The sequence below is a fragment of the Thalassobaculum sp. genome (genome assembly GCF_040219215.1).
Taxonomy (GTDB): domain Bacteria; phylum Pseudomonadota; class Alphaproteobacteria; order Thalassobaculales; family Thalassobaculaceae; genus Thalassobaculum_A.
On record NZ_JAVJSX010000013.1, the window covers coordinates 1 to 25,525 of the forward strand.

Sequence of the window (25,525 nt, forward strand, 5' to 3'; positions counted from 1 at the left end):
TCCTCAAGAAGCACGCGCCGAGGACCATCGACGATCTCTGGGACACCATCGGCCGCGCCATCGACACCTTCTCCCCGGTCGAGTGCCTCAACTACTTTGTTGCTGCCGGATATGACCGTGAGTGATCGGAAAATGCTCTAGCACCATGAGCAGACCGACAACCGGCTGACGACCTTCGTCGCGAAGCTCGGCCGTCTCGGAAAGGGACATGCTGAGCCCGCAGGCGTCTGCCAGCGCTTCGATGTAGTCGCGGCGATGCGCGTACCGACCATGCCGTTTCAGTTCGAACGGTGCCGCACCGGTTCCTTCCTCAACCGAGATGGCGAGAATTCCCCCTGGGGCAAGCGCGCGTCCGGCACCGGTAATCAACCGCTCCAGGCTGCCGAAATAGACCAGGACGTCCGCGGCGACGATCAGGTCGTAGCCGCTGTCCGGGCGCTCCAGGAACGTCTCGATATCGGCTTCGACAGTGGCATCGTAGCCGCCCTTCTCAACCAGCTTTGCAAGCATGGCGCCCGAGACGTCGATGCCGGTCAGGTGATCGAGCGTGAAGCGGTCGCGCAGCGCTGCACCCATCAACCCGGTGCCGCAGCCGAGGTCGAGGACCCGGCCGAAGCGTCGGCGCAGCGGATCGGCCCGGCCGACAACGTCACTGAGCGCCACCGGCGTGCGGTAGCGCAGTCCCTCGGTCAGGTGATGATCGAACCGTTCGGCGTACTGGTCGAACAACTCGCGGACGTAGTCGATGGGAGCGGCGCGCGAGGCGTGGCCGGTAAGCGAGTCCAGCACATGCCGCCAGGCGGTGAACTGCGGGGCCAGGACAATGGCGCGCCGGAGGCTCTCCGTTGCCTCGTTGTCACGGTTGGCGTCCCGCAGCGCGCATCCGCGTTCGTAGTGCACCTCACCCACCGTAGGGTGGGCGCAGCGCAGGCGATCCAACCGCAACACGGCGCCCTCGGGGTGCTCGGCCACCGCTTCAAGGTGATACAATGACAGCCCGGCAGACTGGCTTGCGGGATCCAGTGCAATGGCGCGGTGCAGCGCTCGTTCGGTGCCAGGGGCCGTCCCTGCATTGCGCATCAGCGTCATACCCAGGTTCACGTAGAGTCCCGGATCGTATGGGGCCATCATCGTGGCGCGGCGGTGCGAGGTCGCTGCCCGTGGCAAGTCGCGCGGCGCAAGGAAGTTGCCGAGGTTCGATGCTGCCTCCGGTGCATTCGGAGTAAGCGACAAGGCGCGGCGCAGGGCGTCGGTGGCGGCTGCCGTTTCGCCAAGACGACCGTGGGCAACCGCCAGGTTGGTGTGGACGGCCGCAACGCCGGGCGCCATGCGCGCCGCGGCCCGCAGGAATGTTCGGGCGAGAGCCCACTCGGCATACCGTTCGGCCGATGAGGCCGCCCGGAGCAGGCTTCGTGGATCGGCGGCCAGTAACGGCAAGAGACGGGCGAGTTGACGGGCCGTTTCGTCGCGGCCGCGTAAGCCGGCCGATGCTTCAAGCACGGCCAGGGCTTCTTCCTTCAGGTCCGGTTCCCACACCAGGGCCCGTCGGGCATGGTCCCCGTGTTCCTGGCTGCTGCTCGTCAACGACCCGATCAGGCGGCCGAGATGGCGGTCGAAGCGGCGCCAGCGGCCGGTTCGGGCTGCGTCCAATGGTGTACGGATACGTTGCCACGAGGCGGTGTTCACCGGGTTGGACGCACGATCAAAGTCGAGGCAGGCCGGATCCCAGCTGAGGCCACACTGGCTGAGCGCAGAAGTCAGGGTGGCTTCAGGCTGGGCGACCAATCCTTCGTAGTCGATGTCCAGCAGACGCGGATCGCCGAACCCGTGCCAATACGCCATCAGGGACCGATACAGCCGGAAATGATGGCCGAGGTCGGCGAGGTCGGTGGCGTAGTTGTGTCCGAGAGCGAAGTCGGTCAGGTAGCACGAAACGCAGGTATCGAGGGGATTCCGGACCAGATTGAGGATCCGTGCATCGGGAAAGATCTTCAGGATCGGGCCGGCGAGCAGGAAGTTCGCCGGCAGCTTGTCGGTAAACAGGGTAGCCCCAGACAACCGATCCTGCATCCGTTCCGCATAGCGCGCGGCAACCCACGCATAGTCGGAGGGCGTGGCAGACGCCAGACACTCCGGGAACGGCTGGTTCAGGCGTCGAGGCAATTCACTGAACAGCAGGGATTGCAGGATCAACGTCTCGCCACCGGCGGTCACGTCGGGATGCCGCGACAGCATCTGCTCAAGCATCGTGGTGCCCGACCGGGGCATGCCGACGATGAATATCGGTTGTACGTCGGAGCGGCCGGCGTATCCGGGGCGATCCCACCAACGTGTTCCGCAGGCCGCCTGGATCGATGCGAAGAACTCGGTGTCACCGGCCGGGTCGTACGGCTGGCTCCGCCGTCGTATCGCGTGAGCTGCCGACACCGCGGCGAACGCCTGCGGGGTGTCGTCAAGGCGGTCCAGAACCCGGCCCAGCGCGTGCAGCAGCCGCGCTCGCAATCGATCCGGCAAGTCCGGTTGCCGAAGGCGCGCGGACAACTGTGCGGCGAAAGTCGGGCACTCGTCGTCATCCACCAGATCGGCCTGCGCGATCAGGGCGGTTGGCTCTGCCGGCGCGATGAGGCGGGCACGATCAATCGAACGGCGCGCCGTTTGAAACGACCCGGCATCACCGATCAGCAACCCCGCCGTGGTCCACCCGATGGGCTGTTCCGGCGCCAGGGCAATGGATGCCCGGATATGATGAAACGCGCCGGCACGCTCCCCCAACTGGCGAAGCAGAAATCCCAGATCGTGCCGGCTGGCCCAATGGCCGGGGTCGTCCGCGAGCGCTGATTCAAACAGGGCTTTCGCACCAAGGAGGTCGCCGGTGCGATAGCGAGCCTGGGCTTCGGCGTGGGTTTCAGGGGCGGCCATCGTTCAACCCACAGGTTGAAGCCGCCGAGTATGCCCGGCGGCTCCGACCCTGTCGGATTTGTCGATCAGGCGTTCCAGTCGTCCGCGCCGGACGTTCCGGCAACCTCATGAGTGGTCGTGATCTTCTTGTAGGAGATCGAGACGTCTTCCATGTGACCGATTGAACCATTCGACGTGTCCAGAGCGTTCGGGAACCACGGCGTAACGTCGGTGATCAACGCTTCCTCGAGTTCGATGGTGTAGTACTGCTCCTGAGTGCCGCTCGATGAAGTGCGGAAGAACTTGAATATTGCCTTCTTGATCTGTTCGCCGGTAGACAGAGCTTGCATGATCATTGGCGAGGACTTGTCCAACACCTTGGTGAAGGTGATCCCGGTATGAACCCGGCGGCCGGTTGGCTGACCGGACTGCGGGTCCTTCGGAACCATGATGTTCATCTTGAACGCTTGGACCTGGATCTCGTTCTCATGGTCCGATTTGGACAGAGTGCCGATGGAGTCGGCGCCGGAAGCTCCGCTGGACATGTCACCTTGGTTGGCTCCACTCAGCGTCAAATAAGCAGGTATTGGCATTTGTCGTTCTCCCTCTTCGTCTGCTGGTCACGGTCGAAATTCAGTGCCTGACGTTCGTGCTCATAATACTTAGCGAGAATTCTTGCGTCTTGAAGCCTAGTTTCATGACAAGTGTGTAATGTGGTCTGATTCTGACATCTGCATCGGATCGAAGGTGCGCAATCGAGTCAAGTATCTGGCAGCCTTGGACAGGCTCTGGCATGGTCGAGTCAACGCCCGGGTGCCGACGACGAGGAGCGGATGACGATCGTAAAACCCATGCGGCTTGGCCTCCTGAACCGGGCTCAACGAGAACCGCCGAAGGTCTACTTCTTTGTGACCGCACTGGGTTACTTTGACCTTCTCGATCCGAGCGACTTCGATCTGGAAACCAAGATGTGGCCGATGACGGCCGCTGCGCTTGGTTCGACGCCCCTCGACGTCGGCATGCCGAAGCCGCAGGGCGAGGTGGTGGTGATCGGCGATGCTGCGGCCCCCGGTGGGCAACCGGTGACGCAGATGGCGGTGGAGTTCTCGGTCGGGTCAGTGCGCAAGCGCCTGACCGTCTTTGGCGATCGGCACTGGGAACTGTTCAACGATGGCGCGGTGTTCACGAAGCCGCTGCCGTTCGAGCGGATGCCGCTGGTGTGGGAGCGCGCGTTCGGCGGTCCCGACTTTGCCGCGAACCCGGCCGGCACCGGTGACGCCGCGCAAGCAGCTCTCTCCGAGGGGCGCGTGGTGCGGTTGCCGAATATTGAAGACGCGGCAAACCTGATTCTGGACGTCGGGCACGCGCCTGACCCGGTCGGCGTTGCGCCAATGGACGTCATGGTGCCGGCTCGGCAGCGCTATGCGGGCACCTATGATGACGCTTGGTTGAAGAACCACTACCCCGGCCACGCGGTCGATTTCGACTGGGCCTTCTACAACACCGTTCCGTCCGATCAGTGGACGACCGGGTTCTTCGTCGGCGATGAACGTATTCGCATTGCCGGGATGCATCCGGACCACCCGGTGATCGAAAGCCGTCTGCCGGGCATGCGGGTCCGGTCGTTTTTGAATCATGAGCGTGACGGCCAGCGAACGCTGACCGAGACGGAGATGCGGTGCGAGACCGTGGTGCTGTTTCCCGGCCAACTGAAAGGTGTGGTGATCTACCGCGGCGGGTGTGAGATTGCCGACATCGATGGCAAGGACGTGGCCGACATCCTGCTGGCGTATGAGCGCCTGGAGGAGCCGAGGCGCTCGGTGGAGCATTACGCCAAGACGCTCAGGGCGCGAACCGATCCTGAAACCGCGGCGTTGAGCTTCTTCGACGAAAAGCCGCTGCGCCCCGATATCCCCGAAGCCGACCTTGCTGACCGGGCGGCGGAGCGCGAAACCCTCGCGACCGAGCGCGAGGACAAATGGGACAAGCGGGTCGAGGCAATGATTGCCCAAGCCTACAAGGCAGCCGGGGCGCTGCCGCCGCTTCCAGGCTCGATCCCGAAGCCGCGCCTGCCGGTTGCACTGCCGACGATCACACCCGGCGACATAGAGCGCATGGACGTCGACATGGTGGGCTTGTCGAAGGCCCTCAACAATCTCAAGGCATACGGCGATCAGCAGATCGCGAACGCCAAACAGCAGGCGGCCACCCTGCTGAGCGAGACCGCCGGTGTGGTGGCCGGCCCGGGAGGCAGCCTCGTGGACGCCGCCAGCGCCGCCAAGATCCGGTTGGCCGCTGCGAAGTTCCCGACGCCGGCGGATGGCTCGCCGTCGATGCTGCCGAGCGACATGCCGACCCTGGACGCCTTGCGCCAGGAGATTGCTCCCGCCGATGCGTCCGAGCCGGCCGACGATCCGTTCGCCGACATTGTCGCTGCTCTCCAGGCGGTGCGCGCCGTTGAGGGACCGCTGTCGGATGACGAGAAGGCCGCGCTGCGCGCCCGGGCCGAGGGACGCCCGGAAGGTCGGATGACGGCGCCGATGCTGGATCAGATCAACGGACTGGACCTGACGGCCGGGGGACAGGTCGAGCCGCCGCAACGACCGTCGGACGCGAGTGACCCTGAAGGGGTCGATGCTTTCCTCCAGCAGCTTGGCCTTGGTGGTCCCGCGAGCGAGGCGATGGCCGCGGTGGGCACGAAGATCGACGCTCTGGGACCGCAGTCCGGGATGATCAAACCGTTGATGGACGCGCAGCCCTCGTCAACGGTCATGGACGAGAAGGCAGCGCTGGCCCAGGTGCAGGACAGCATTGCGGACGCAGCCGTCAAGCTTGAAGAGGGCTTCCTGGTCGGTCGTCGGATGAGTCCCGTGCCGTTGGCGCCGCTTGAGCCGCTGCGCCTCGAGGCGTCGACGTATTTGGGTCAGATGATTCGGGAATGCCTGGTGGCAGGAGGCGACCTGACCAGCCGGGACTGGGCCGGGGCCGTGCTTGCCGGCGTTGACTTTTCCGGACGCGACCTGCGCGGCGCGCAGTTCGAACGAGCCGATCTGACCAACGCTGATTTTCGGGGCGCGAACCTGGAGGACGCGGTGTTTACCGGCGCCAACCTCACGGGCGCGACGTTCTCGGACTGCGCGATGCGCGGCGCCAATCTGTCGAAAGTCTCGGCCAAAGGCGCCCGTTTCAATCGGTCAGACCTGACCGATGCCCGCCTGATCGAGGCGGACCTGGTTGAGGCCGACCTATCGGCGACCACGGTCGAGAACTCGATTGCTCTCAACGCCAACCTGACGCGCGCCAATCTGGCGGATGCGCGGTTCACGAAGGTCATCCTGATGACCGCAACGATCGACGAGGCGATTCTCGACCGTGCGGAGTTCCACCGGTGCATCTTCCTGCAGGCGTCGATGGAGCGTTTGTCGGCGCGCGGCACAGTGTTTGCCCGCTCCGCGCTGGTCGCCTGCAAGCAGCGTGATGGGGACTACACCGGCGCGAACTTCTCGGATACCGGCAGTGTCGGCGGGGCAGTCTACGATGGATCGGTGATGCGCGACCTGGTGGCTCTGCGATCCGGCTGGAATGCCGCCAGTATGATCGGTGTGGACCTGCACGCGGCACAATTGGACAAATCCGACCTGGGCAAGGTCGATTTGACCGACGCGCGCCTGACCCGGGCATCGCTGCGCGGCGCGGTGTTGGTCGAGACAATCCTGGTCGGTGCCGATGCCGGTGCGGCGACGTTCGCGGAGGCAATTCTGCGCCGCGTCGACATGCGCGAAGCCAGCCTGCGGCATGCCAATCTCTACCGCGCGAACATCGACGAGACGAACCTGACGTACTGCGATCTGACGGGGGTCAATTCTCTGGGAACCAACCTGATGCGGGCTGCCAATGTTCCCGGATGAGCTCGACGATATTCTGAGCTACGACGGGGAGATCCTCCAGGAGTCGTTTGTCGGCTGGACGTTCGCCGGTCGGTCGCTGCCGGCGTCGACCTTCTTCGAGTGCACCTTCGACGGGGTGGACCTGTCGGGTGTTTGTACGGACGGCACGACGTTCCTGCAGTGCCGTTTCGTAGGGGCGAGCTTTGCTGAAGCGACGTTGAAGGGTGCGAAGTTCGTCGATTGTGACCTTTCCGGCGCGCGATTCGATGGCGCTTCGATGAACGAAGCGGCGTTCCTCAAGTGCGGGCTGACCGGCGCTCGTTTCGACCGGGTCTCCGCGGACGCCATGACGATCGTTCAGGGGAATGTCGAGGGGGCGTCGTTCGCGGGGGCTCGTCTGATGCGATGCGCGATCCTGGAGGCGGGGTTCCAGCGCTGCGATCTGACCGGAGCCGATCTGGAGCGGGTGATGATCACCGGCGCCGACCTGCGCGAATGCCCGTTGGGGGGAGTTCGGCTGGACACCGTCATGCTGATGGAGGCGCAGCTCGACGGGCTCGACCTGTCTGGGCTCACGCTGGCCCGCTGCAACTTCATGAAGGCGTCCTTCGTCGGTGCCAATCTGTCGGGCGCCGAACTGACCCAATGCAATTTCCAGGAGGCGGTGCTGAGTAGCGCCACTCTTTCCGGGGCCCGCGCGCCGATGGCGTTGTTCATCAAGGCCGATCTGACCCGGGCCGTGATGGCCGAGATGGACCTGTCCTATTCGATCTTTGACGGCGCGACCCTCGACGGCGTGGTGCTCGACGGATGCCGGATGGAACTGGCCCAGCTCAAATCGGTGTCGGCCCGGGGGGCGCGGTTCCGTGGGGCCGATCTGACCAACGCCGATGCCTCGTATTCCGATCTGACCGCGGTGGATCTGTCGGGCGCCAACGTCTATCGTCTGAACGTGCACGCCGCCACGTTCGAGCCGGTGGCGCATGGTAACGGACGCGCGACCATGCTGGGTACCGACCGGGATCGGGAGATCGCGGAACTGTACGATCCGGTCGCGGTCGACCAGAGGCTGCGCCGGCAGCGGCGCTAGGGGAGGGCCGGTGGTATTCTTGAACGCACAGGGACCAATCCCGGCCATCGGCTTCGCGTTTCCGGACGTCTGCCTGACGCCCGCCGTCGTTCCGGTGCCGATCCCTTATCCGAACTTCTCAATGCGTCCGGTTTCGATACCGACCGTGTTCAATGTGTTCACGATGATGATGCCGAACCACAACCTGCTGACCACTCAGCCTGTCACCATGGGTGACAACGCCGGCGTCAACCTGGGCGTGGCGACCGGCATGGTGATGGGGCCCAGCCGGAACTACTCCTCGTCTTTCAAGGTGATCCAGGGTGTGTCGCCGGTGACCCGGATGCTGGATATTTCGGGCCACAACGGTATGAGCCCGAACATGGTCGGAATGTCGATCAGCCCGGCGCAACCGACGGTGATGGTTCTAAGCTGACGGCTTAGAGCGCGACCGGCTCGGTCAGGTGCAGGCGCAGGATCGCGTTGGTCGCCAAGTCGAGAACGGCTTCGCCCGAGACCCGCAACGCCCCGTTTCTGAACTGCGCGTCTCCATTGAAAGCCAGAAACAGCGCATCTCGCGGACCGTACTCGGCACGTCGAAGGTCGTGGCCGACCACGGTGACCGCTGCAGTCGGATCATCGGCAACGTTCAGGCGCATCGCGTGCGGTTTGGTTGCGGATTCCGGAGCCTGCAGGGCGGCGTTGAACAGTGTCGGCAACACAAGGCGCAGCCCTGACAGCAGCGGTCCTGCGAACTCCGGCGGTTCCGTGAGCAGGGGCGACCAGGCTTCGGTCATGCCGGTTCTCCGGTGGGGGAAGGAGCGGTCGCCGATTGATCGGGCGTGACCAGCGCGGCGCGGGCAGCATCGAGCGCGGCGGCCCATGTCCCGTCCACCGACTGGCGGAATGTCCGGCTGGTCGGATACCACGGCGATGGCTGCGCACCGTTGGACCAGTACCAGGACCCATCACGACCGACGAGAACCCAGGTCTCGACGCCCAGGCTGCCAGCGAGATGGGCAACGGGCCCGTCCGGCGTGACAAGGATATCGACGGACAGGATCGCTTCGGCGAGGTCCCGAAAGTCGTTGATCATTCCGCCCTGATCGATGATCCCGAATTGGCTGAGCGCGTCCTGGGCGTAGGCGCGCAACGGCCCGGATTGAAGCGAGACCGTTTGGACACCGTCGAGTCCGGACAACGCCTGGAGCATATCCGGTCCCGGGCCGGGGCCTTCCCACCAGATGCCGACCTTGCGGGGGCGTCCATCGGATGTAGCCGGGCTGGCATCGGCGCGAACATCAAAAACAGGTGCATCGGCTGCCGGGTAACCGGGATCGACGCGCAGCCGACGTGGCAGGTTGTCCATCAGTACGGTCGGAACACCGTCGCCAGCCAGTGCTGTGAAATCCAGATGCTCTGACGGCACGACTTTGGTCACAGCCGATAGGGCTTCCATCAACGGCGCGAGCATTGGCGGGCAGATCACCGTGGCGACAACGCCGTGCCTGACCAGCGCCGGAATGAAGCGGGCGGCAAACAGGCTGGCGGCCGCGTCGGCCGCGATCAGGCGGATTTCGGTTCCCGCCAGATCCGACGGTTCCCTCAGGTCAGGTTCAGCGATCGGCGTTGGGGCCAAACGCGCCAGTTCATCGAGCCGGGCCCACCCCTCCTCATACCGGCCGCGCATCAACAGCAGTTCCGCGGCCTCGGCTCCGGCAGCACCCGGAGTAGCGCTCAGCTTGACGGCACGCTCGACCGCGGTCTGTGCAGCGTCGAGCTGGCCTTGCCGGCGCAGCATGCGACCCAGCGCGAGGGCGATGTCGGGGTTGTCCGGCGCTCCGCGTGTCGCGCCAGACAGCACCTGCCCGGCCTCGGTGAGTCGGCCGAGCTCCAGCAGCATGGTACCAAGCGCGAGGTTTAGCGATGCGTTCGCCGGTGCCAGACCGGCCGCCCGCCGCATGTTTTCCAATGCCTGATCGCGATGCCCGCGCTGAAGCAGGATGTCGGCATGGTTCGCCATCAATTCCGGATTCATCGGGTCGCGCAGTTGGGCTTCGTCGAGCAGTGCTTCCGCCTCGTCGAGCCGTCCGGCCTGCTTGTGCAGGATCGATAGGTTGTTCAGAGCGCCGACGTGATCCGGCTCGATCGCGAGCGTTGCCTCGTACACCTCAATCGCATCAACGGGACGTCCCAGCGCAACCAGCATGTTGCCCAGGTTGAAGCGCTGTGTTGCAGACTCAGGAGCCAACTCGACGGCACGGCGTTGGGCCTTGAGCGCGGTTTGACGGTCACCGCGTACCAGCAGGGCACTGGCGAAGTTGGCGTGGAGGTCGGGTTGGGTCGGCTCCAGATCCAGGGCGCGCCTGAAGCAATCCTCCGCTTCGGCCAGCTTGTTCTGGGCCAGATAGACTACGCCAAGGTTTCCAACCGTGCTCCCGTCGGTCGGGGCGATGGCAACGGCATGACCGATCAGTTCGAGCGCACGGGATACTTCGCCACCGCGCAGGGCGATGGTTCCCAGGCCGCAGAGGGCGCGCACATGGGTCGGATCGGTGCGCAACGCCCGTTCGTAGATGGCCTTGGCTTCCGCCACCCGCCCGGCGGCAAGATGTCCGGCGGCGATCTCGGATGGATCGCTGCGTAGCATGGTCGGCACTGCGTCAGCCCATGGTGATGCGTTCGCCGTTCACCCGAACATCCTCGCGAGCATCGACCAGCACAATCCCGGCGCGCTGCGACAATGCCGAACGGGCTTCGAGCATCATTTCGCCGGCGGTAATGTTTTCGGCGCCTTCAACGGTGCGCGAGGCGGTCTTGGCGTGGCTGAACTCATGATCTGCCGACCGGCGCAGGGTTCGGGCGACGACATCGAGCCGCTCGGCCACAGCGCTCAAGGTGCGGCCGGCCACCTGCGCCACTTGGCTGCGCAGGGTGGTCCGCTTGGCGTCCACCTCCAGGGTGTCGCAGCGCAATGCCAACTGCGGCTGCGCCAGTGTCACGGAGTCGGCGCCGGGCACAGAGAGCGTGGCGGCGGTCTCGGACCGGCGTTCCAGGATGGCCAGGACGAAGACATCGGCGGCGGTCCGGACCGCCAGGACGCTGTCGCCCTCCGCCGGCTGCAGCAGGCAGCTGGCTGCCAGGCGGGCGGATACCATGCGGGCGTTGAACTCGATGACCGGCCGGTCGCCGTCGATCCCGACCACGACGGCGACGAACGGCAGCGGTTGATCCTCGGAGGTCTGCCGCGTCAGGCTGGTCGGTAGGGTTCCATCCATTGCTCTGCTCCTCGAACCAGTCGTGTCCGGTCGCCCGAACGGCCGGACGCAGTCGGATTGGCGGGCCGGGGCGCCGGCAGGCCGCAAGGTATCACGTCAGCACGGTCATGGCTCTCGCGGCAACGTTCATGGCGCCCGCGGCGGCCACGATCCCCGACTGGTGGACAACTGCCGACTGAGCATAGAGAACCATCGCGTTCGTGCACACTTCAGCGGCCCTTGTCGCAGCAGTCGATGCCGCGGCCGAGATCTGCGCCGGCGTGATATCGACCTTCGCGCTGGTCACGGTCTCGAAGGCCGGCCCGATCCGCAGCTTGTATTCCATGCCGATGACGGCATCGAGTTTCACGGCGGCGATGATCGACGTGGTGACACCTAGATTGACCACCAGCGTGCTGCCGAGGGTCATCTTGATCGCGCTGCCCATCATGAAGTCGGCGGTGCTGCCCCAGGTCTGACCGAGCTTGGTCCCATTGGTCCTGGTTATACCGTCACCAGCAACCGATTGGGTGTAGCTGCCGCCAACGACTTCTTTGAAATTGTTCGCGGATTTGAGCACCAGGTCGCCTGCGCCGGTGGCGGAGCGCACCCCGCTGTCCGGCGATGAGTTCGGCGTTATGCTGCCCTTGGTCGCCTCGATGACGACCTGCTTTGCGATGTGATGATGGTTGCCGACGATCGCGGTGTTGTAGTTGGCGGAACTCATCCGCCGGTTGCCCTTTACATACTCAAGGCTGCTCGTGTCGACCTGGGCGTAGCTGGACCCGCTGATCAACGAGGTCCGGTCTCCGGCGGTGTATTCGAACAGCCCGCCGGCCCCTGCCGAACTGCCACCGGAGATGTCCGACATGTCCGGCGTCCGGCTGTCCTCGGTGGTATCGGTAGGCTCCGAACCCAGGCGCCAGTAGCTATCGGTTCCCGCCGACACCTGGAGGCGGGCGTAGGACGATGTCGCGTCGCCCGAGGTCTGGATGTCGGACTCGGCACGTTGCGACGCCAGGTGCTGTGCCGTCGTTGCCCCGGGCGTGGCCGATGAGGTCCCCGCTTGGCCTTCCAGCGCGCGTTGCGGCGCCAGCGCCGCACCCGACGAAGCGCCGCTTCCGCCGCCTCCTCCGGAGGCCGGGCCATCGTCGATCTCGAACAGCGCGCCGCTGGTGGTGCGCAAGCGGTTCATCGTGCTGCTGCGGGCATTCACCACGCTCGGGTACTGCTCGTTCTGCATGGCGCCGACGATGATCGGCCGGTCGGGGTCACCGTTCACGCAGGCCAGGATCACCTCGGTGTCCTTCAGCAGCGGGAAGTGCATGCCGGTGTTGGCGCCGCCATAGGGCTCGGCCTTGCGCATGTAGCGAGAGGCCTGACCGGCGGGCTCGCCGCGCTGGTCGAACTGCTGGCGGATCTTGTAGCGGCCAGAGGCATCGATCTCGGCTCGCTGCCCGGCGCCGGCGGCATCGACCACGGCGTTGGTCAGGCCGGCGATCCTGGGTTTGGGGGTAACCCGGGCCGGTCGGAACTCCACGGATTTTGGCAGGCACTCGAAGCGGTTGCGATAGGATGTCTGATGATCCGGCCCGGCGAACTCGGCGACTCCGGGCACTGCCTGGGTTGCCTCGTGTTCGATCCAACTGACCAAGTATCCGGTGTTGAAGTCGCTGTGGAAATGGTCCGTCAGGTCGAACACTGCCCCCGCGGTCAAATGCACGCTGTCGCTGGCGCCTTCGAATACAAGCTTTCGGCTGGCCAGTTCCTGGGCGCGCATCCGGGCGAGGTCACGCCCCTCCTGCGGTGTTCGGAAATGCGCGCCATACTCCACGACGATGCCGTGGCCGTCGGGGTCGACCACTTCGTTGACCTCGAGGGTCAGAGTGGGGATCCGGTAGTTGTAGTCGCGCAGGCACACCTGCGCCGGCACCAACGAAGTGGAACTTGCGAACTCGAACACGCTGGCGGCACCGGCGTTGGCGAGGCCGCTGGGCGGGCGGTATTCAATGCTGCCCGGTCCTTCGATCGACGGAAAAGTGATCCGGGAATCGCCGAACACCACCGCGTCCCGGCCGTTCTCGTGGGCGAAGAAGTAGAAGATCCCGTAGTGCTCGCAGAGCCGGGAGATGAAAGCGAAGTCACTTTCGTCGTACTGAACGATGTAGTCACGCATCGGATAGGTGTGGGTCAGCCGCAGTTCGAAGTCGTTCAACCCGAGCCGTCCCGACACCTTGGCGGCTGGCGCTCCATGCAGGGCGGCAGCCGTCAACTCGTCGTTTAGGACCTCGCGGACCGACATCTCGGCGGTCGTGCCGTGGATCTGGTTCTGCCGCGTCAGCGCAAGCTTCTTCAGGCGCGGTACCAGGGTTGTACGATAGACGTACTCGCCCTGGGGCGTGATGCCGCGCAACTGAAGGCGTTCGACCATCCCGTAGACCTTGCGGGACTGGTCGAGGCGAGACAGGGTCAGGCAGGCGCCCTGGCCGACCACAGCGGCGGAGGCCAGATCGGCGTTGCTCGACACCGCATCGATCTCGAACCGGAACAGCTCGGAGATCGCTTCCCGCCCGTGCATCTTGAATACCGTGAAGGTGTCGGGCTCCTGTCCGTCCACGGTGAATTCCAGGCTCTGGACGTAGGCATCCGCCATCCGCCGTCTCCTCTGCGTGCCTTGGTCACAGCATCGGTCGTCGGGTAATCGGGGGAGTATGGCAACGCAGGTCCTTGAACGATAGCCTTCTACTGTCCGGCCAAGGCTGCGAGGCGACGTATGTTGGTTCGCGCGGGGTACAGCAGGTGGTCAATCAGTTGGGCTTCACCGCTTATATTGACATGTCGATGGTGACGAGCCTGGCCCTAAGGGATTCTGCGGCGGCCACAACTGAGTTCTGAACCACCTGAGCTGCTGTTGTTTTTAGCTCGGTTGCGGACGCGTGGACGTTGGCGACACCCGTATAGACATCAGCGAGCGATCCTTTGACTTCGGCAGATGCATTCAACTTGATCGCCAGTCCCAGTTCGGCAGCGATATTCTGTGATGCCTTGATGGAAAATGTGTCGGAAATGGAAAGTTCAATCTTCTTTGCAGCAGAGATTTCGACTTTCGCCGAGAGGCTGACCGACAGCTGAAAGCCGAGCGTCATCGAGATGGAACTGCCCATGAAGAACGAAGCGGTGCTGCCCCAGGTTTGACTGACCTGCGTGCCTTGGATCTTGGTCACGCGGTTGCCCGCGGTTTGGTCGGAGGCGCTCCCCATGACGATCTGGGTGAAATTGCCCGCTGCCGTTATCGCGACGTCGCCGGCCGGGACTTCGGCAGGGGCTGAGGTGGCGGTAAGCGGTGCTTTGGAGGCTTCGATGCCGACGCCCTTGGCGATGATCAGGTACTCGCCCTTGCTCACGGCGCGGTGTTCGCCAACGTTGGTCCGTAGCGTGCCGACCACGGCGTCGAGGCGGTCGCCTCGGACCTGGGCGTAGCTTGAACCGCTGATCAGTGAACTCTGATCTCCGGCGGTGTACTGGAGCCAACCGGCGCCGCCGGCCGGTTGCGCATCACCGAGAATCCCGACCTCCGAGACATCGGGCGTCCGGCCGTCCTCCATGGCATCGCTCGGTTTCGAGCCGATTCTCCAGTAGCTGTCGGTGCCGGCTGTGACGTGCAGTCGGGCAAAGGAGGAGGTCGCGTCGCCGGAGCTCTGGAGGTCCGACTCGGCGCGCTGTGCGGTCAGCGCCTGCGTTGCCGGGGCGACGAGCGCCGCCGCTGCATCGGCTCCCTCAAGCGCCCGTTGCGGGGCCAGCGTCGCGCCGGTACCACCGTTTCCGCCACCACCGCTGGATCCCGGCCCGTCATCGATCTCGAACACCGCGCCGCTGGCGGTGCGGATGCGGTTCTTGGTGTTGTTCAGCGCGTTCACAACGCTGGGATAGTGCTCGCTCTGCATGGCGCCGACGATGATCGGCCGGTCCGGGTCGCCGTTGACGCAGGCCATGACCACCTCGGTGCCCTTCAACAGCGGGAAGTGCAGGCCGATGTTGGCGCCGCCATAGGGCTCGGCCTTGCGCATGTAGCGCGAGGCCTGGCCGGCGGCCTCTCCGCGCTGGTCGAACTGCTGGCGGATCTTGTATCGACCGGCAGGGCCGATCTCGGCACGCAGGCCGTCGCCGGCAGCGTCGACCACCGCGTTGGTCAAGCCGGTGATCTTGGGCCGTGGGGTGACGCGGGCGGGCCGAAACTCCACGCTCTTCGGTTGGCACTCGAAGCGGTTGCGGTACGAGGTCTGATGGTCCGCCCCGGCGAAGTCGGCGATGCCGGGGATCGCCTGGGTCGCCTCATGCTCGATCCAGGTGACCAGATAGCCCGCGTTGAAGTCGTTGTGAAAGTGGTTGGTGAGGTCGAACACCGCACCGGCGGTGAGTTGCACGCTGTCGCTTGCGCCTTCGAACACGTGCTTGCGGCAGGCCAGTTCCTGGGCGCGCACCCGTGCCAGGTCGCGGCCTTCCTGCGGAGTGCGGAAGTGGGCGCCGTACTCCACAACCACCCCATGACCCTTGTCGTCGACTGTTTCGTCGACTTCGAGCGTCAGGTTGGGAATCCGGTAGTTGTAGTCACGCAGACATACTTGGGCGGGCACCATCGTGCTGCGGCTGACAAACCGGAACACGCTGGACGAGCGGGCGTTGGCAAGTCCGTGGGACGACCGATAGGGAATCTGTTCCAGCCCGTCGATTGCCGGGAAGGTGATCCGGGAGTCGCTGAACACCACGGAGTCCTTGCCGTTCTCGTGGGCAAAGAAATAGAAGATCCCGTTGTGCTCGCAGAGCCTGGAAATGAAGGCAAAGTCGCTTTCATCGTATTGCACGATGTAGTCGCGCGTCGGGTAGGAGCGGCTCATCCGCAGTTCAAAGTCATTCAGTCCGAGCCGTCCGGAGACCTTCGCCGCCGGCGCACCCTTCAAGTCGGCAGCGGTCAATTGTGCGTTGAGAATCTCGCGTACTGATACTTCGATCGCCGTACCGTGGATCTGGTTCTGCCGCGTCAGCGTCAGCATCTGCAGCCGCGGCACCAGGACCAGACGGTATATGTACTGCCCGTGCGGCGTGATGTCGTGCAGTTCCATCTGCCTGACCATGCCGTACACTTTTCGGGATCGTTGCAGGCGGCCTAAGGTGAGGCAGGCTCGTTCGCCAATGATCGCATCAGGGTTCAGGTCGCCATTGCCGGACACAACCTCGATCTCGAAGCGAAACAACTCCGAGATCGCTTCCCGCCCACGCACTCTGAACACGGTGAAAGTGTCGGCCGCCTGGCCGTCAACGACGAAATCCAGGCGCTGCTGCAAATGGGTATCGGCCATCAGCCTTCTCCTTGCTGTAGGCCGACTACCGGGCCAATTACTGTTTCATCCAACGATTATGGCGAGAAGCGGCTTGGAGCGATACCTGTTGGTCGGTCGGCATAGGGGGCGTGCGAACGACCACCTGTGGGTTCCCGTCGGACCGATCATCGCGTTCCTCAGACGGTGACGTCGGCGCCGGTGACCTTGGCCTTTATGCTCCCGACCGCGGCTTGGATTCCGTTCTGCGCAACGGTGGCCGCCGACGTCAGCAATTGCAGCGGTGCGGCACCGACTTTCGCGGCAACAGATTGAATCTCTGAGCTCTTGGTCGTGATGTCGCTGATGGCGCTCAATTCGACGGCCGGGCTGGTCGACAGCTCGAACGACGGCCCGATCCGGAAGGCATAGGCGATGCCGAGAAACAGTTCGAACTTGATCCCGGACGTGATGCTGATCGCCGACGACAGGTTGATGGTGATCTCGGAGCCCAATGTCATCGAGATCGCGCTGCCCATCATGAACGAAGCGGTGCTGCCCCAGGTCTGGCTGACTTCCGTGCCATCGGTTCGGGTGATGCTGTCGACGGTCACATTCTGATTGTAGGAGCCGCCTATATTCTCGGTCAGGTCATTCTTCGACGTCAGCACGAGTTCGCCGGCGCCCGCTTCCGAAGGCGAGGAGTTGTCACTGATGGTGCCGGTGCTGGCTTCAATGCTCACACCGTTGGCGATGACCTGGTACTGGCCCTTGCTGACCGCGTTGTGGGTGGCCGCGCTCATCCGTCGTGTGCCGGCCACGTAGTCGAGGCGATTGACGTCGACCTGGGCGTAGCTCGAGCCCTTGATCAGCGATGTCCGGTCGCCGGCGCTGTACTCGAACAACCCATCCGCGCCGGCAGAACTGCCGCCTTCCATATCGGACATGCCAGGGGTCCGGCTGTCCTCGGTGGTATCGGTGGGCTCCGAACCAAGCCGCCAATAGCTGTCGGTGCCGGCGGTAACCTGAAGCCGGGCATACGACGACGTTGAGTCACCAGATGTCTGGATGTCGGACTCGGCCCGCTGTCCGGCGAGGGGTTGCGAGGTCGCCCCCCGCACTGCCGAAGAGGCTGCGTCCGTGCCCTCCAGCGCGCGCTGTGGCGCCAACGCTCCGCCCGACGAAGCGCCGCCGCTTCCGCCACCCCTGGCCGGTCCGTCGTCGATCTCGAACAATGCACCGCTGGTGGTGCGCATGCGGTTCTTCGTGCTGCTGCGGGAGTTCACGACGCTGGGGTACTGCTCGTTCTGCATCGCGCCGACGATGATCGGCCGGTCCGGATCGCCGTTGACGCACGCCAGGATCACCTCGGTGTCCTTCAATAGGGGAAAATGCATGCCGGTGTTGGCGCCACCATACGGCTCGGCCTTTCGCATGTAGCGCGAGGCCTGGCCGGCGCCTTCGCCACGCTGGTCGAATTGCTGGCGGATCTTGTAGCGGCCGGTGGAGTCGATCTCGGCACGCTGACCGTTGCCGCTGGCGTCGACCGTGGCGTTCGACAGGCCGGCCATGCGGGGCTTCGGGGTCTTTCGAGCGGGACGGAACTCCACGGATTTCGGCAGACATCCGAAGTGGTTGCTATAAGCGGTCTGGTGATCCGGCCCGGCAATCTCGGCGATGCCGGGCAGGGCCTGGCTGGCCTCGTGTTCGATCCAGGTGATCAGGTAGCCCGTGTTGAAGTCGCTGCGGAAGTGTTCCGTCAGGTCGAATACCGCTCCGGCGATCAGGTGGACGCTGTCGCTGCGGCCCTGGAACGACAGCTTGTGGCTGGCCAACTCCTGGGCGCGGACGCGGGCAAGATCCCGTCCCTCCTGGGGTGTGCGGAAGTGAGACCCGTAGTCGACGACCACGCCATGGCCGTCGGAATCTACCGTCTCGTCGACATCCAGGGTCAGGTTCGGAAGCCGGTAGTTGTAGTCGCGCAGACAGACCTGGGCGGGTACGAGGGTCGAGCGGCCGGAAAACTGGAACACCGAAGCCGCAGAGGCATTGGCGAGGCCGCTGCCCGGGCGATAAGCGAGGCGCCCCGGGCCGGACACCGTTGGAAAGGCGATGCGGGAATCGCCGAACACCACAACGTCACGGCCGCTGTCATGTGTGAAGAAATAGAAGATGCCGTAGTGCTCGCACTGCCGCGAGATGAAGTCGAAGTCGCTTTCGTCGTACTGCACGATGTAATCGCGCTTCGGGTAGGGGTGGGTCAGCCGGAGCTCGAAATCGTTGAGGCTGAGACGACCGGCCACGCCTGCGGCGGGAGTCCCTTTGAGGGCGCTGGCCGACAGTTCATCGGACAGGACCTCACGCACCGACACCGGCGTGGTCGTGCCGTGAATCTGATTCTGCCGCGACAGCGCAAGCTTCTGCAGGCGCGGGACGAGGACCGCTCGATAGACGCATTGTCCTTGCGGGGTCATGCCGGACAACTCGATGCCCTCGAGCATTCCGTGAACCTTGCGGGTTTGCCCCAGCCTCGTGATGGTCAGCGTCGCGTCCTTGCCGGCGAGCGTGGGCAGAGCGATGCCGGAATTTTCCGACACAACGTCAACGTCGAAGCGGAACAGTTCCGAAACAGCTTCACGTCCGGTCAGCCGAAAGACGGCAAAGGTACTGGATGGCTGGCCGTCGACTGTGAACTCCAGGCTCTGAACATAGGCATCGGCCATGGTCGATCATCCTTCCCAACGTCACGCCGCTAGAGCACTTGCGGTATCGTTGATCGATTATGATGTCGCGTCGGCACCCGAGATAGTAACCCGAACCTGCAGCCTCTGCGCGGCGTGCGGAGTGGCGACCAGTACACCGGAAACCGGTTGGACATCGCGCAGTCGGCGGCCGCGACGCAGAGTAATGTGATGGGATGGTGGTGAGAACCCCGTGGTGGGATCGATGTCGATCCAGCCGTCCGCGGGATCCCAAACGGACAGCCAGGCGTGCGGCTGGCTCACTTCGAAGCGGGGGCCGGCGTCCGGGTGGCGAACCAGGTATCCAAGGACCAGGCGGGTCTCAAGCCCTCGGGCTTGCAGGCATCCGGCTGCCAAACGGGCGTAGTCCTGGCAGACGCCTCTCCCGGCGCGAAAAAACGCTGGAACCGGGATCGTTGTCTCCGAAGCGTACGGATCGAAAGTAAAGGTCGATCCGATCAATTCCATGAACGCCGAGACATCGGCTCGGGTCGGAAGCGTGTCGGGCAGGGCGCGGCGCGCCCACGACCAGATGACGCTGTCCGGCTGGCTCCATCCCGGCGCGGACGATGCAGTGCCGTCCGGTCGTGGCCACGGACGGACGGCGGGGGCGTCGGGCGACCAGCGTATTCGGCTCTGGCCCCGTAGTTCGATTCGCCTCAGAGCGCCGGTGACCATCAGGTGTTCGACCGGGTTGCCGGCGGTGTCGAGCTTTCGGGAACGACGTTCCGGACGCGGATGGCAGAGCACGTCGCTTTCCAGAACCGTCTGTGCATCGTCGTCGACCGGCCTAAGGCGCGCGCGGAGGGAAAGCCCTTCCACGTCACGATCGAAGTCGTAGATGGTTTCGTGCGTTACCCAGATCTCGCGTGGCATCGCCCGCTCGCCGGTTTGTGGGACCTTGGCTCGGCCGAATGTTGCACGGGATGCACCCGATCTGTTGGAATTCAGTATGATCGGGCCAGTATGCCAATCGGCCGATCGACGCCGTTCCGGGGGCAGCACCATGAGCAAGCGTTCCAGGCGTGTCGCACTGATTCACGCGACACCGGTAGCCGTCGATCCGGTGATGGAGGCGTTTCGGCGGCTCTGGCCGGAGGCGGAGCCATACAATCTGCTTGAGGATTCGCTGGCATCCGACTTGGAGCGGGCCGGCGGCCTCGACGATGCGATGGTCCAGCGGTTTCGGCGCCTGGCCGGCTACGCGGCCGACTGCGGTGCCGACGGCATACTATTCACCTGCTCGGCGTTCGGTCCGGCAATCGAGGCTGCGGCCCGCGATCAGGCACCGCGGCCGGTCCTCAAGCCGAACCAGGCGATGTTTGCCGATGCGCTGGCTCTCGGTCCCCGGATCGCGATGGTGGCGACCTTCGCTCCCAGCCTCGCGCCGATGGAGAAGGAGTTTGCCGACATGGCCGCTGCCGCTGGATCCCCGGCGCAACTGACGACGGTGTGCGTGCCAGACGCAATGGCCGCGCTTCGGTCGGGCGACGCCGATGCCCACAACCGGCTGGTAGCGGATGCGGCGCGCGACCTTGGTGGTTGCGACGCGATCCTGTTGGCGCAGTTCTCGACCGCCAAGGCGCGGGACTCGGTGGCGGCCGTGGCCTCGGTACCCGTGTTGACCAGCCCCGACAGTGCTGTGAGCCTGCTGCGTGACCGGCTCTGACGTCGATCGCCGACGGCAGGCCGGTCAGTCCGCGTGGGATCGGGCGATCTGTTGAAACCGATCGGCGATCATCACGAATGCTTCGACGATGTCCGGGTCGAAGTGCGTTCCGCCTGCACCGACGATCTCGCTTACCGCGACTTCGTGTGAGAACGCCGGTTTGTAGATCCGTTCGGAGATCAAGGCGTCGTAGACATCGGCCACCGCCATCAACCGGCCCGGCAGCGGGATTGCGTCGCCCTTCAGTCCCTGCGGATAGCCGGTGCCGTCCCAACGCTCGTGATGGGTCAGGGCGATTTCCCGGGCGAGGCTGAGGAACGACAGGTCGTTGTGCTCCATGACACGCTCCGCCGCCTTGATCGCCTCGTAGCCGATCGTGGTATGGGTCTTCATCACTTCGAACTCTTCAGCGGTAAGCGGGCCCGGCTTCAGCAGCACCGAATCCGGGATACCCACCTTGCCGATATTGTGCAGCGGTGCGGAGCGGTGCAGAAGATCGATCGTCTCCGGATCGAGGAACCGCCCGAACTTCGGATGATCCCTGAGGCTCTCGGCCAGGACCTTCACATAATGCTGGGTCCGGCGGATGTGGTTCCCGGTCTCGTTGTCGCGGGTTTCGGCCAGCGACGCCATGGCGACGATCGTGGCGTCGCGGCTCGCCCGCAGATCGGCGGTTCGGCGCTGGACCTCGCTCTCCAGCGAGGCATTGTGATGGCGCAGCAGGTCGTTCGCCTGCTTGAGCTGCAGGTGGTTGTTGACCCGTGCCAGCACGATCGGCGGGCTGATCGGCTTGGTGATGTAGTCGACCGCCCCCAACTCGAGCCCCCGTCGCTCGTCGGCCTGGTCCGATCGAGCCGTCAGAAAGACCACGGGAATACCGCTGGTCGACGGATCGGCCTTCAGCCGGCGGCAGACCTCGTAGCCGTCCAACCCGGGCATCATCACGTCCAGCAGTACGATGTCCGGCTGAGGGGCCGTCGCCGCGATCGTCAGGGCGCGTTCGCCGCCATTGGCCACTTTCACGCGATAGCGGTCTTTCAGCAGACCGCTCATCAGGACGAGATTGTCCGGCGTGTCGTCCACCACCAGGACGGTAAATCGGGTCCCCGCGTCCTGGTTCATCAAGCGGTCTCTTCGGCGTTCGGTTGCAGATCCACGGCCGCGCAGATCGAACGAGCGGTTGCGAAATCAAACTGGTCGATCGCGGCGGCAAGCGCGGTATGGCGTTTGGTCCCCAGCGCTTCGCGAAGGGTGGCGCTGTGCGCCGCGAACAGGTCCTGGGCTTCGGCATCGTCCTCGGCCAGCAGGCGCGACAACGCGTCAAGCGCCTGTATCGCTGATTCTGTGGCGTCCCCGGATGGCTGCGGCAGCGGCTCGGAAACTTCCGGAAGAGCGGCGATGCCGCGCAGAACCGGCCGCAGGCTGACATCGAGGGCCGCAATGAGAGTCTCGACGCGCGACCCGGGCTCGCCGGAGCGGATGGCAATTTCGAGTGCTTCAGCGCTCTGCGCGACCGCTGTGGCTCCGATGTTGGCGCCGGTCGAGCGTGCCGTGTGGGCCTCCCGCTCGGCGGTGACAGCGTCACCCGCTGCCAAGGCATTCCTGATGCGATGAACGACCTGTGACTGGCTGTCGAGAAACCGGCCGAGCATGTTCAGATACCGGTCACGCTGGCCGAGCACCCGCCGCAGGCCCGCGTGACCGTCGACGGACGAATGGACGAAGGGTGGGGCCACGACGGGATCGGCGTTCGTCAACGGCTCAGCCAGCACATCGGGAGCTTCGCCGCCCAGCCACTGCGCCAGGACGGTATACAACTCCGCCGGATCAATCGGCTTGGCGACATGGTCGTCCATGCCCGCGGCCAAGCATAGATCGCGGTCGCCACTCATCGCGTTCGCGGTCATGGCGATGATCGGCAGTTGGCCGTCCGGCCGCCGCCGGCGGATCTCACGGGTCGTCGAGTAGCCGTCCATAACCGGCATCTGAACGTCCATGAGGACGGCGTCGCAGGGCCACTGCTCCAGAAGATCGAGGGCGACCGCGCCATTCTCGGCCGTCTGCGCGACCACACCGACGGAGCGCAGCAGGTCGACGGCAACCTCGCGATTCAGTTCGTTGTCCTCCACGACAAGCACACGCCGGCCGGCCAGGCCGCTCGGAACGGCGGTAGCCGTGCCGACTGCCTCGGTATCCGTCGGCTCGGTGATTCCGGCACGGTGCCGCAAAACGCGAACCGCTGAATCGAAAAGCTGGGAAGGGTTGACCGGCTTGATCAGGATGTCGTCGATCTCGGCCTGTTCCGCCGCACGCAAAACGTCGTCGCGGCCATAGGCGGTGATCAGCACGAAGCCGGGCATCGATTTTCTGGAGCCAAGGGCACGGATGCCACGGATGGTGCGGATCCCATCCATTCCCGGCATCCGCCAGTCGACGAAGGCCAGGTCATAGGCTGGGCCGGAATGAACCACCTCGATCGCGGACGGACCGCTGGCGACGGCGTCGACCACGAACGTCATCGACCGCAGCATGTCGCACAGCGCGTGGCTGGCGCTCGGATTGTCCTCGACCACCAGCACGCGACGGCCGCGCAGGTCGGGTTCGGGCATCAGCGCCGCGCTTGTACGGCTGCCTTTGCTGAGCCACAGGTCGAGCCAGAACGTGCTGCCTTCGCCCGGGATACTGTCGACGCCGACCATGCCACCCATCAAGGTTGCCAGCCTGCGGGCAATGGCAAGTCCGAGCCCGGTGCCGCCAAACTTGCGCGTGGTCGACTCATCAGCCTGCTGGAACGATTGGAACAGCTTGGCCTTCTGATCGTCGGTGATGCCGATCCCGGTGTCGCGGACCGCGAAATGCAGGTGAACCGCGTCCGCCGTTTCTTCCTGAGCCTGAACGATGATGTCGATTTCGCCCGACTCAGTGAACTTGACCGCGTTGTTCGCGAAGTTGATCAGAATCTGGCTCAGCCGCAGCGGGTCGCCCCGGTAGTGGCGCTGGATGTCCATCGGCACGTCGAATACCAACTCCAATCCTTTGGAGGCGGCTCGTTCCGACACCACGGACGAAACGCTTTCCAGGACCTCGCCGAGTTCGAAATCCGTGCTCTCCAGCATCAACTGGCCTGCCTCGACCTTCGAGAAGTCGAGGATATCGTTGATGACCTTGAGAAGGTGCCTGCCGGACTGGTGGATCTTCCGGACATACTCCGCCTGCGGGCGATCCAGATCGGTCTTCTGCAGCAGGTGGGCCATCCCGATGATCGGATTCAGGGGGGTGCGGATCTCGTGGCTCATGTTGGCCAGGAACAGGGACTTGGCCTGATTTGCGGTATCCGCCTGCTCGCGGGCCTCGATCAGTTCGGCGTGGATACGCTTGCGCTCGGTGATGTCGCGCATGATGCCGGTAAACAGGGTCTTACCCTCGACCTTCGCCTCGCTGACGTTCAACTCCAGGGGCACAGCCGATCCGTCGCGTCGCCGACCTTCAACCTCGCGGCCGATGCCGATGACCTTGGCGTCGCCGGTTCGCAGATAGGCGTTGATATAGCCGCTGTGTCCGGCGGCGATCGCATCGGGCATGACGATCGTGACGTTGCGGCCGACCGCCTCATGCGCCGTGTAGTCGAAGATCCGCTCGGCTCCCGGCGACCAGTGCAGGATCGTTCCGTGACAGTCGATCGTGACGATCGCCTCCTGGACGTTGTCCATGATGGTCTGCAGGCGAACGTGGCCGGCGCGGGCTTCCTGCTCCAGGGCGGCCCGCTGCACCATCTCCTCGCGAAGGCGCGAGGCGGTCTCGAACTGACGTCCGGCAAATGTCGCGGCCAGGGTCGCGATCCCGAAACAGACCAGCAGGAGGGTGATGACGATCGCGAGGGTCGTCGGTTCCAGCGAACTGACCGGGGTCTGGGGGGCGGCAATCGGAAAGAACACGGCCGCCTGCATTGCGGTGTAATGCATGCCGGCAACACTGCATCCCATGACCACGGCGGCGACCGGCAACGCAAACGGTGTCAGTCGCCGGCTCTGGCGCAGCAGGAACAGCGTGCTCAGCGAGATGAAGGCGAGTGCGACGGCGACTCCGATCGACAAGGCGACCAAATAGATGTCGTAGTTCAGCAGGGCGTCCAACCGGAGGGCGGCCATGCCGGAATAGTGCATGGTGCCGATGCCGGCTCCCATGAGGACGGCGCCAATACCCAGGTCCCATGGTGTCAACTTGTCGCCGCGGCTGATGACCATCAGCGCGATTCCGCTCGCCAGCATGCCTGGCACCATCGAGGCCAGGGTCAGCAACGGCTCGTAGGTGATCATGCAGGGCAGCGAGAATGCCAGCATGCCGATAAAATGCATGCCCCAGATCCCGCCTCCCATGCACGCGCCCCCGGCCACAAGCCAAGCCGTCCGGCCGCCGACGCTGATGGAGGCGGCAACACGACCGGATGCGGAAAGAGCCACCGTGGCAGCCATGATCGCAATGAACAGCGACAGTGCAACCAGCCCAGGATTGTAGGTGCCGGCCAGTGCAGTCGTTGGATCAACGTTTAATTGAATTGGATAAAAGTACCGATCAAGAAAAAGTGTCATGACAGAGGCAACCGGACCTTACTGCAGTGGTGTGTTCCGAAGGTTCAGAGGTCGCGCAGAATGTCGGCCGATTGGCAGTCGAAACGCGATCAAGGTCCTG

Annotated in this window: 15 protein-coding genes; 4 read left to right on the forward strand and 11 right to left on the reverse strand. The window is 64.5% G+C overall.

The features are described from left to right. Nucleotides 1-87 precede the first annotated feature (87 nt). Both RIC54_RS12000 and RIC54_RS12005 read right to left on the reverse strand, forming a co-directional pair. Nucleotides 88-2,919, reverse strand: coding sequence for a sulfotransferase (locus RIC54_RS12000; RefSeq protein WP_350097354.1), 2,832 nt, complete (start codon nt 2,917-2,919; stop codon nt 88-90). A 65-nt stretch (nt 2,920-2,984) separates the two neighbouring features. Then, on the reverse strand, nt 2,985-3,491 hold the full coding sequence (locus RIC54_RS12005) for an Hcp family type VI secretion system effector (protein WP_350097356.1): 507 nt from the start codon (nt 3,489-3,491) through the stop codon (nt 2,985-2,987). 240 nt (nt 3,492-3,731) lie between these two features. Here RIC54_RS12005 and RIC54_RS12010 point away from each other — a divergent pair, with 240 nt between their 5' ends. Genes RIC54_RS12010 through RIC54_RS12020 form a run of 3 tightly spaced genes read left to right on the forward strand, consistent with a single transcriptional unit; the run spans nt 3,732 to nt 8,290 of the window. After that, on the forward strand, nt 3,732-6,806 hold the full coding sequence (locus RIC54_RS12010; protein WP_350097358.1) for a DUF2169 family type VI secretion system accessory protein: 3,075 nt from the start codon (nt 3,732-3,734) through the stop codon (nt 6,804-6,806). Continuing rightward, nucleotides 6,793-7,875 carry a pentapeptide repeat-containing protein gene (locus RIC54_RS12015; protein WP_350097360.1) on the forward strand — a complete coding sequence of 361 codons (1,083 nt, stop codon included), beginning with the start codon at nt 6,793-6,795 and terminating at the stop codon, nt 7,873-7,875. The genes RIC54_RS12010 and RIC54_RS12015 overlap by 14 nt, the downstream gene beginning before the upstream one ends. Before the next feature lie 10 nt (nt 7,876-7,885). Continuing rightward, nucleotides 7,886-8,290, forward strand: a complete 405-nt coding sequence (locus RIC54_RS12020) for a DUF4150 domain-containing protein (RefSeq protein WP_350097362.1) — start codon at nt 7,886-7,888, stop codon at nt 8,288-8,290. 4 nt (nt 8,291-8,294) lie between these two features. On the opposite strand, the gene RIC54_RS12025 is transcribed toward RIC54_RS12020, so the two are convergent. The 7 genes from RIC54_RS12025 to RIC54_RS12055 form a co-directional block, all read right to left on the reverse strand. Beyond that, nucleotides 8,295-8,651 carry a hypothetical protein gene (locus tag RIC54_RS12025; RefSeq protein ID WP_350097364.1) on the reverse strand — a complete coding sequence of 119 codons (357 nt, stop codon included), beginning with the start codon at nt 8,649-8,651 and terminating at the stop codon, nt 8,295-8,297. Next, complete coding sequence (locus tag RIC54_RS12030; RefSeq protein WP_350097366.1) at nt 8,648-10,504, reverse strand: tetratricopeptide repeat protein; 1,857 nt, start codon at nt 10,502-10,504, stop codon at nt 8,648-8,650. Before RIC54_RS12030 ends, RIC54_RS12025 begins: the two co-directional genes overlap by 4 nt. Nucleotides 10,505-10,517: 13 nt before the next feature. After that, nucleotides 10,518-11,132 (reverse strand): DUF3540 domain-containing protein, encoded by a 615-nt coding sequence (locus RIC54_RS12035; protein ID WP_350097368.1) that lies wholly within the window; start codon nt 11,130-11,132, stop codon nt 10,518-10,520. Nucleotides 11,133-11,223: 91 nt separating this feature from the next. Next, the gene (locus tag RIC54_RS12040) at nt 11,224-13,764 is read right to left on the reverse strand and encodes a type VI secretion system Vgr family protein (RefSeq protein ID WP_350097370.1); all 2,541 of its coding nucleotides are present in this window, start codon (nt 13,762-13,764) and stop codon (nt 11,224-11,226) included. A 172-nt stretch (nt 13,765-13,936) separates the two neighbouring features. Next, entirely contained in the window at nt 13,937-16,468 is a 2,532-nt protein-coding gene (locus RIC54_RS12045; protein WP_350097372.1) for a type VI secretion system Vgr family protein, read from the reverse strand. A 158-nt stretch (nt 16,469-16,626) separates the two neighbouring features. Continuing rightward, complete coding sequence (locus RIC54_RS12050) at nt 16,627-19,149, reverse strand: type VI secretion system Vgr family protein (RefSeq protein ID WP_350097374.1); 2,523 nt, start codon at nt 19,147-19,149, stop codon at nt 16,627-16,629. Between the two features lie 57 nt (nt 19,150-19,206). Continuing rightward, nucleotides 19,207-20,043 carry a transglutaminase family protein gene (locus RIC54_RS12055; RefSeq protein WP_350097376.1) on the reverse strand — a complete coding sequence of 279 codons (837 nt, stop codon included), beginning with the start codon at nt 20,041-20,043 and terminating at the stop codon, nt 19,207-19,209. A gap of 130 nt (nt 20,044-20,173) precedes the next feature. Between RIC54_RS12055 and RIC54_RS12060 the strand changes: the two genes are divergently transcribed. After that, on the forward strand, nt 20,174-20,836 hold the full coding sequence (locus tag RIC54_RS12060) for an aspartate/glutamate racemase family protein (RefSeq protein ID WP_350097378.1): 663 nt from the start codon (nt 20,174-20,176) through the stop codon (nt 20,834-20,836). Between the two features lie 24 nt (nt 20,837-20,860). Here the strand turns inward: RIC54_RS12060 and RIC54_RS12065 are convergent, their stop codons facing one another. Continuing rightward, nucleotides 20,861-21,958, reverse strand: a complete 1,098-nt coding sequence (locus RIC54_RS12065) for an HD domain-containing phosphohydrolase (RefSeq protein ID WP_350097380.1) — start codon at nt 21,956-21,958, stop codon at nt 20,861-20,863. Beyond that, entirely contained in the window at nt 21,958-25,425 is a 3,468-nt protein-coding gene (locus tag RIC54_RS12070) for a response regulator (protein ID WP_350097382.1), read from the reverse strand. The genes RIC54_RS12065 and RIC54_RS12070 overlap by 1 nt, the downstream gene beginning before the upstream one ends. Between the last annotated feature and the right edge of the window lie 100 nt (nt 25,426-25,525).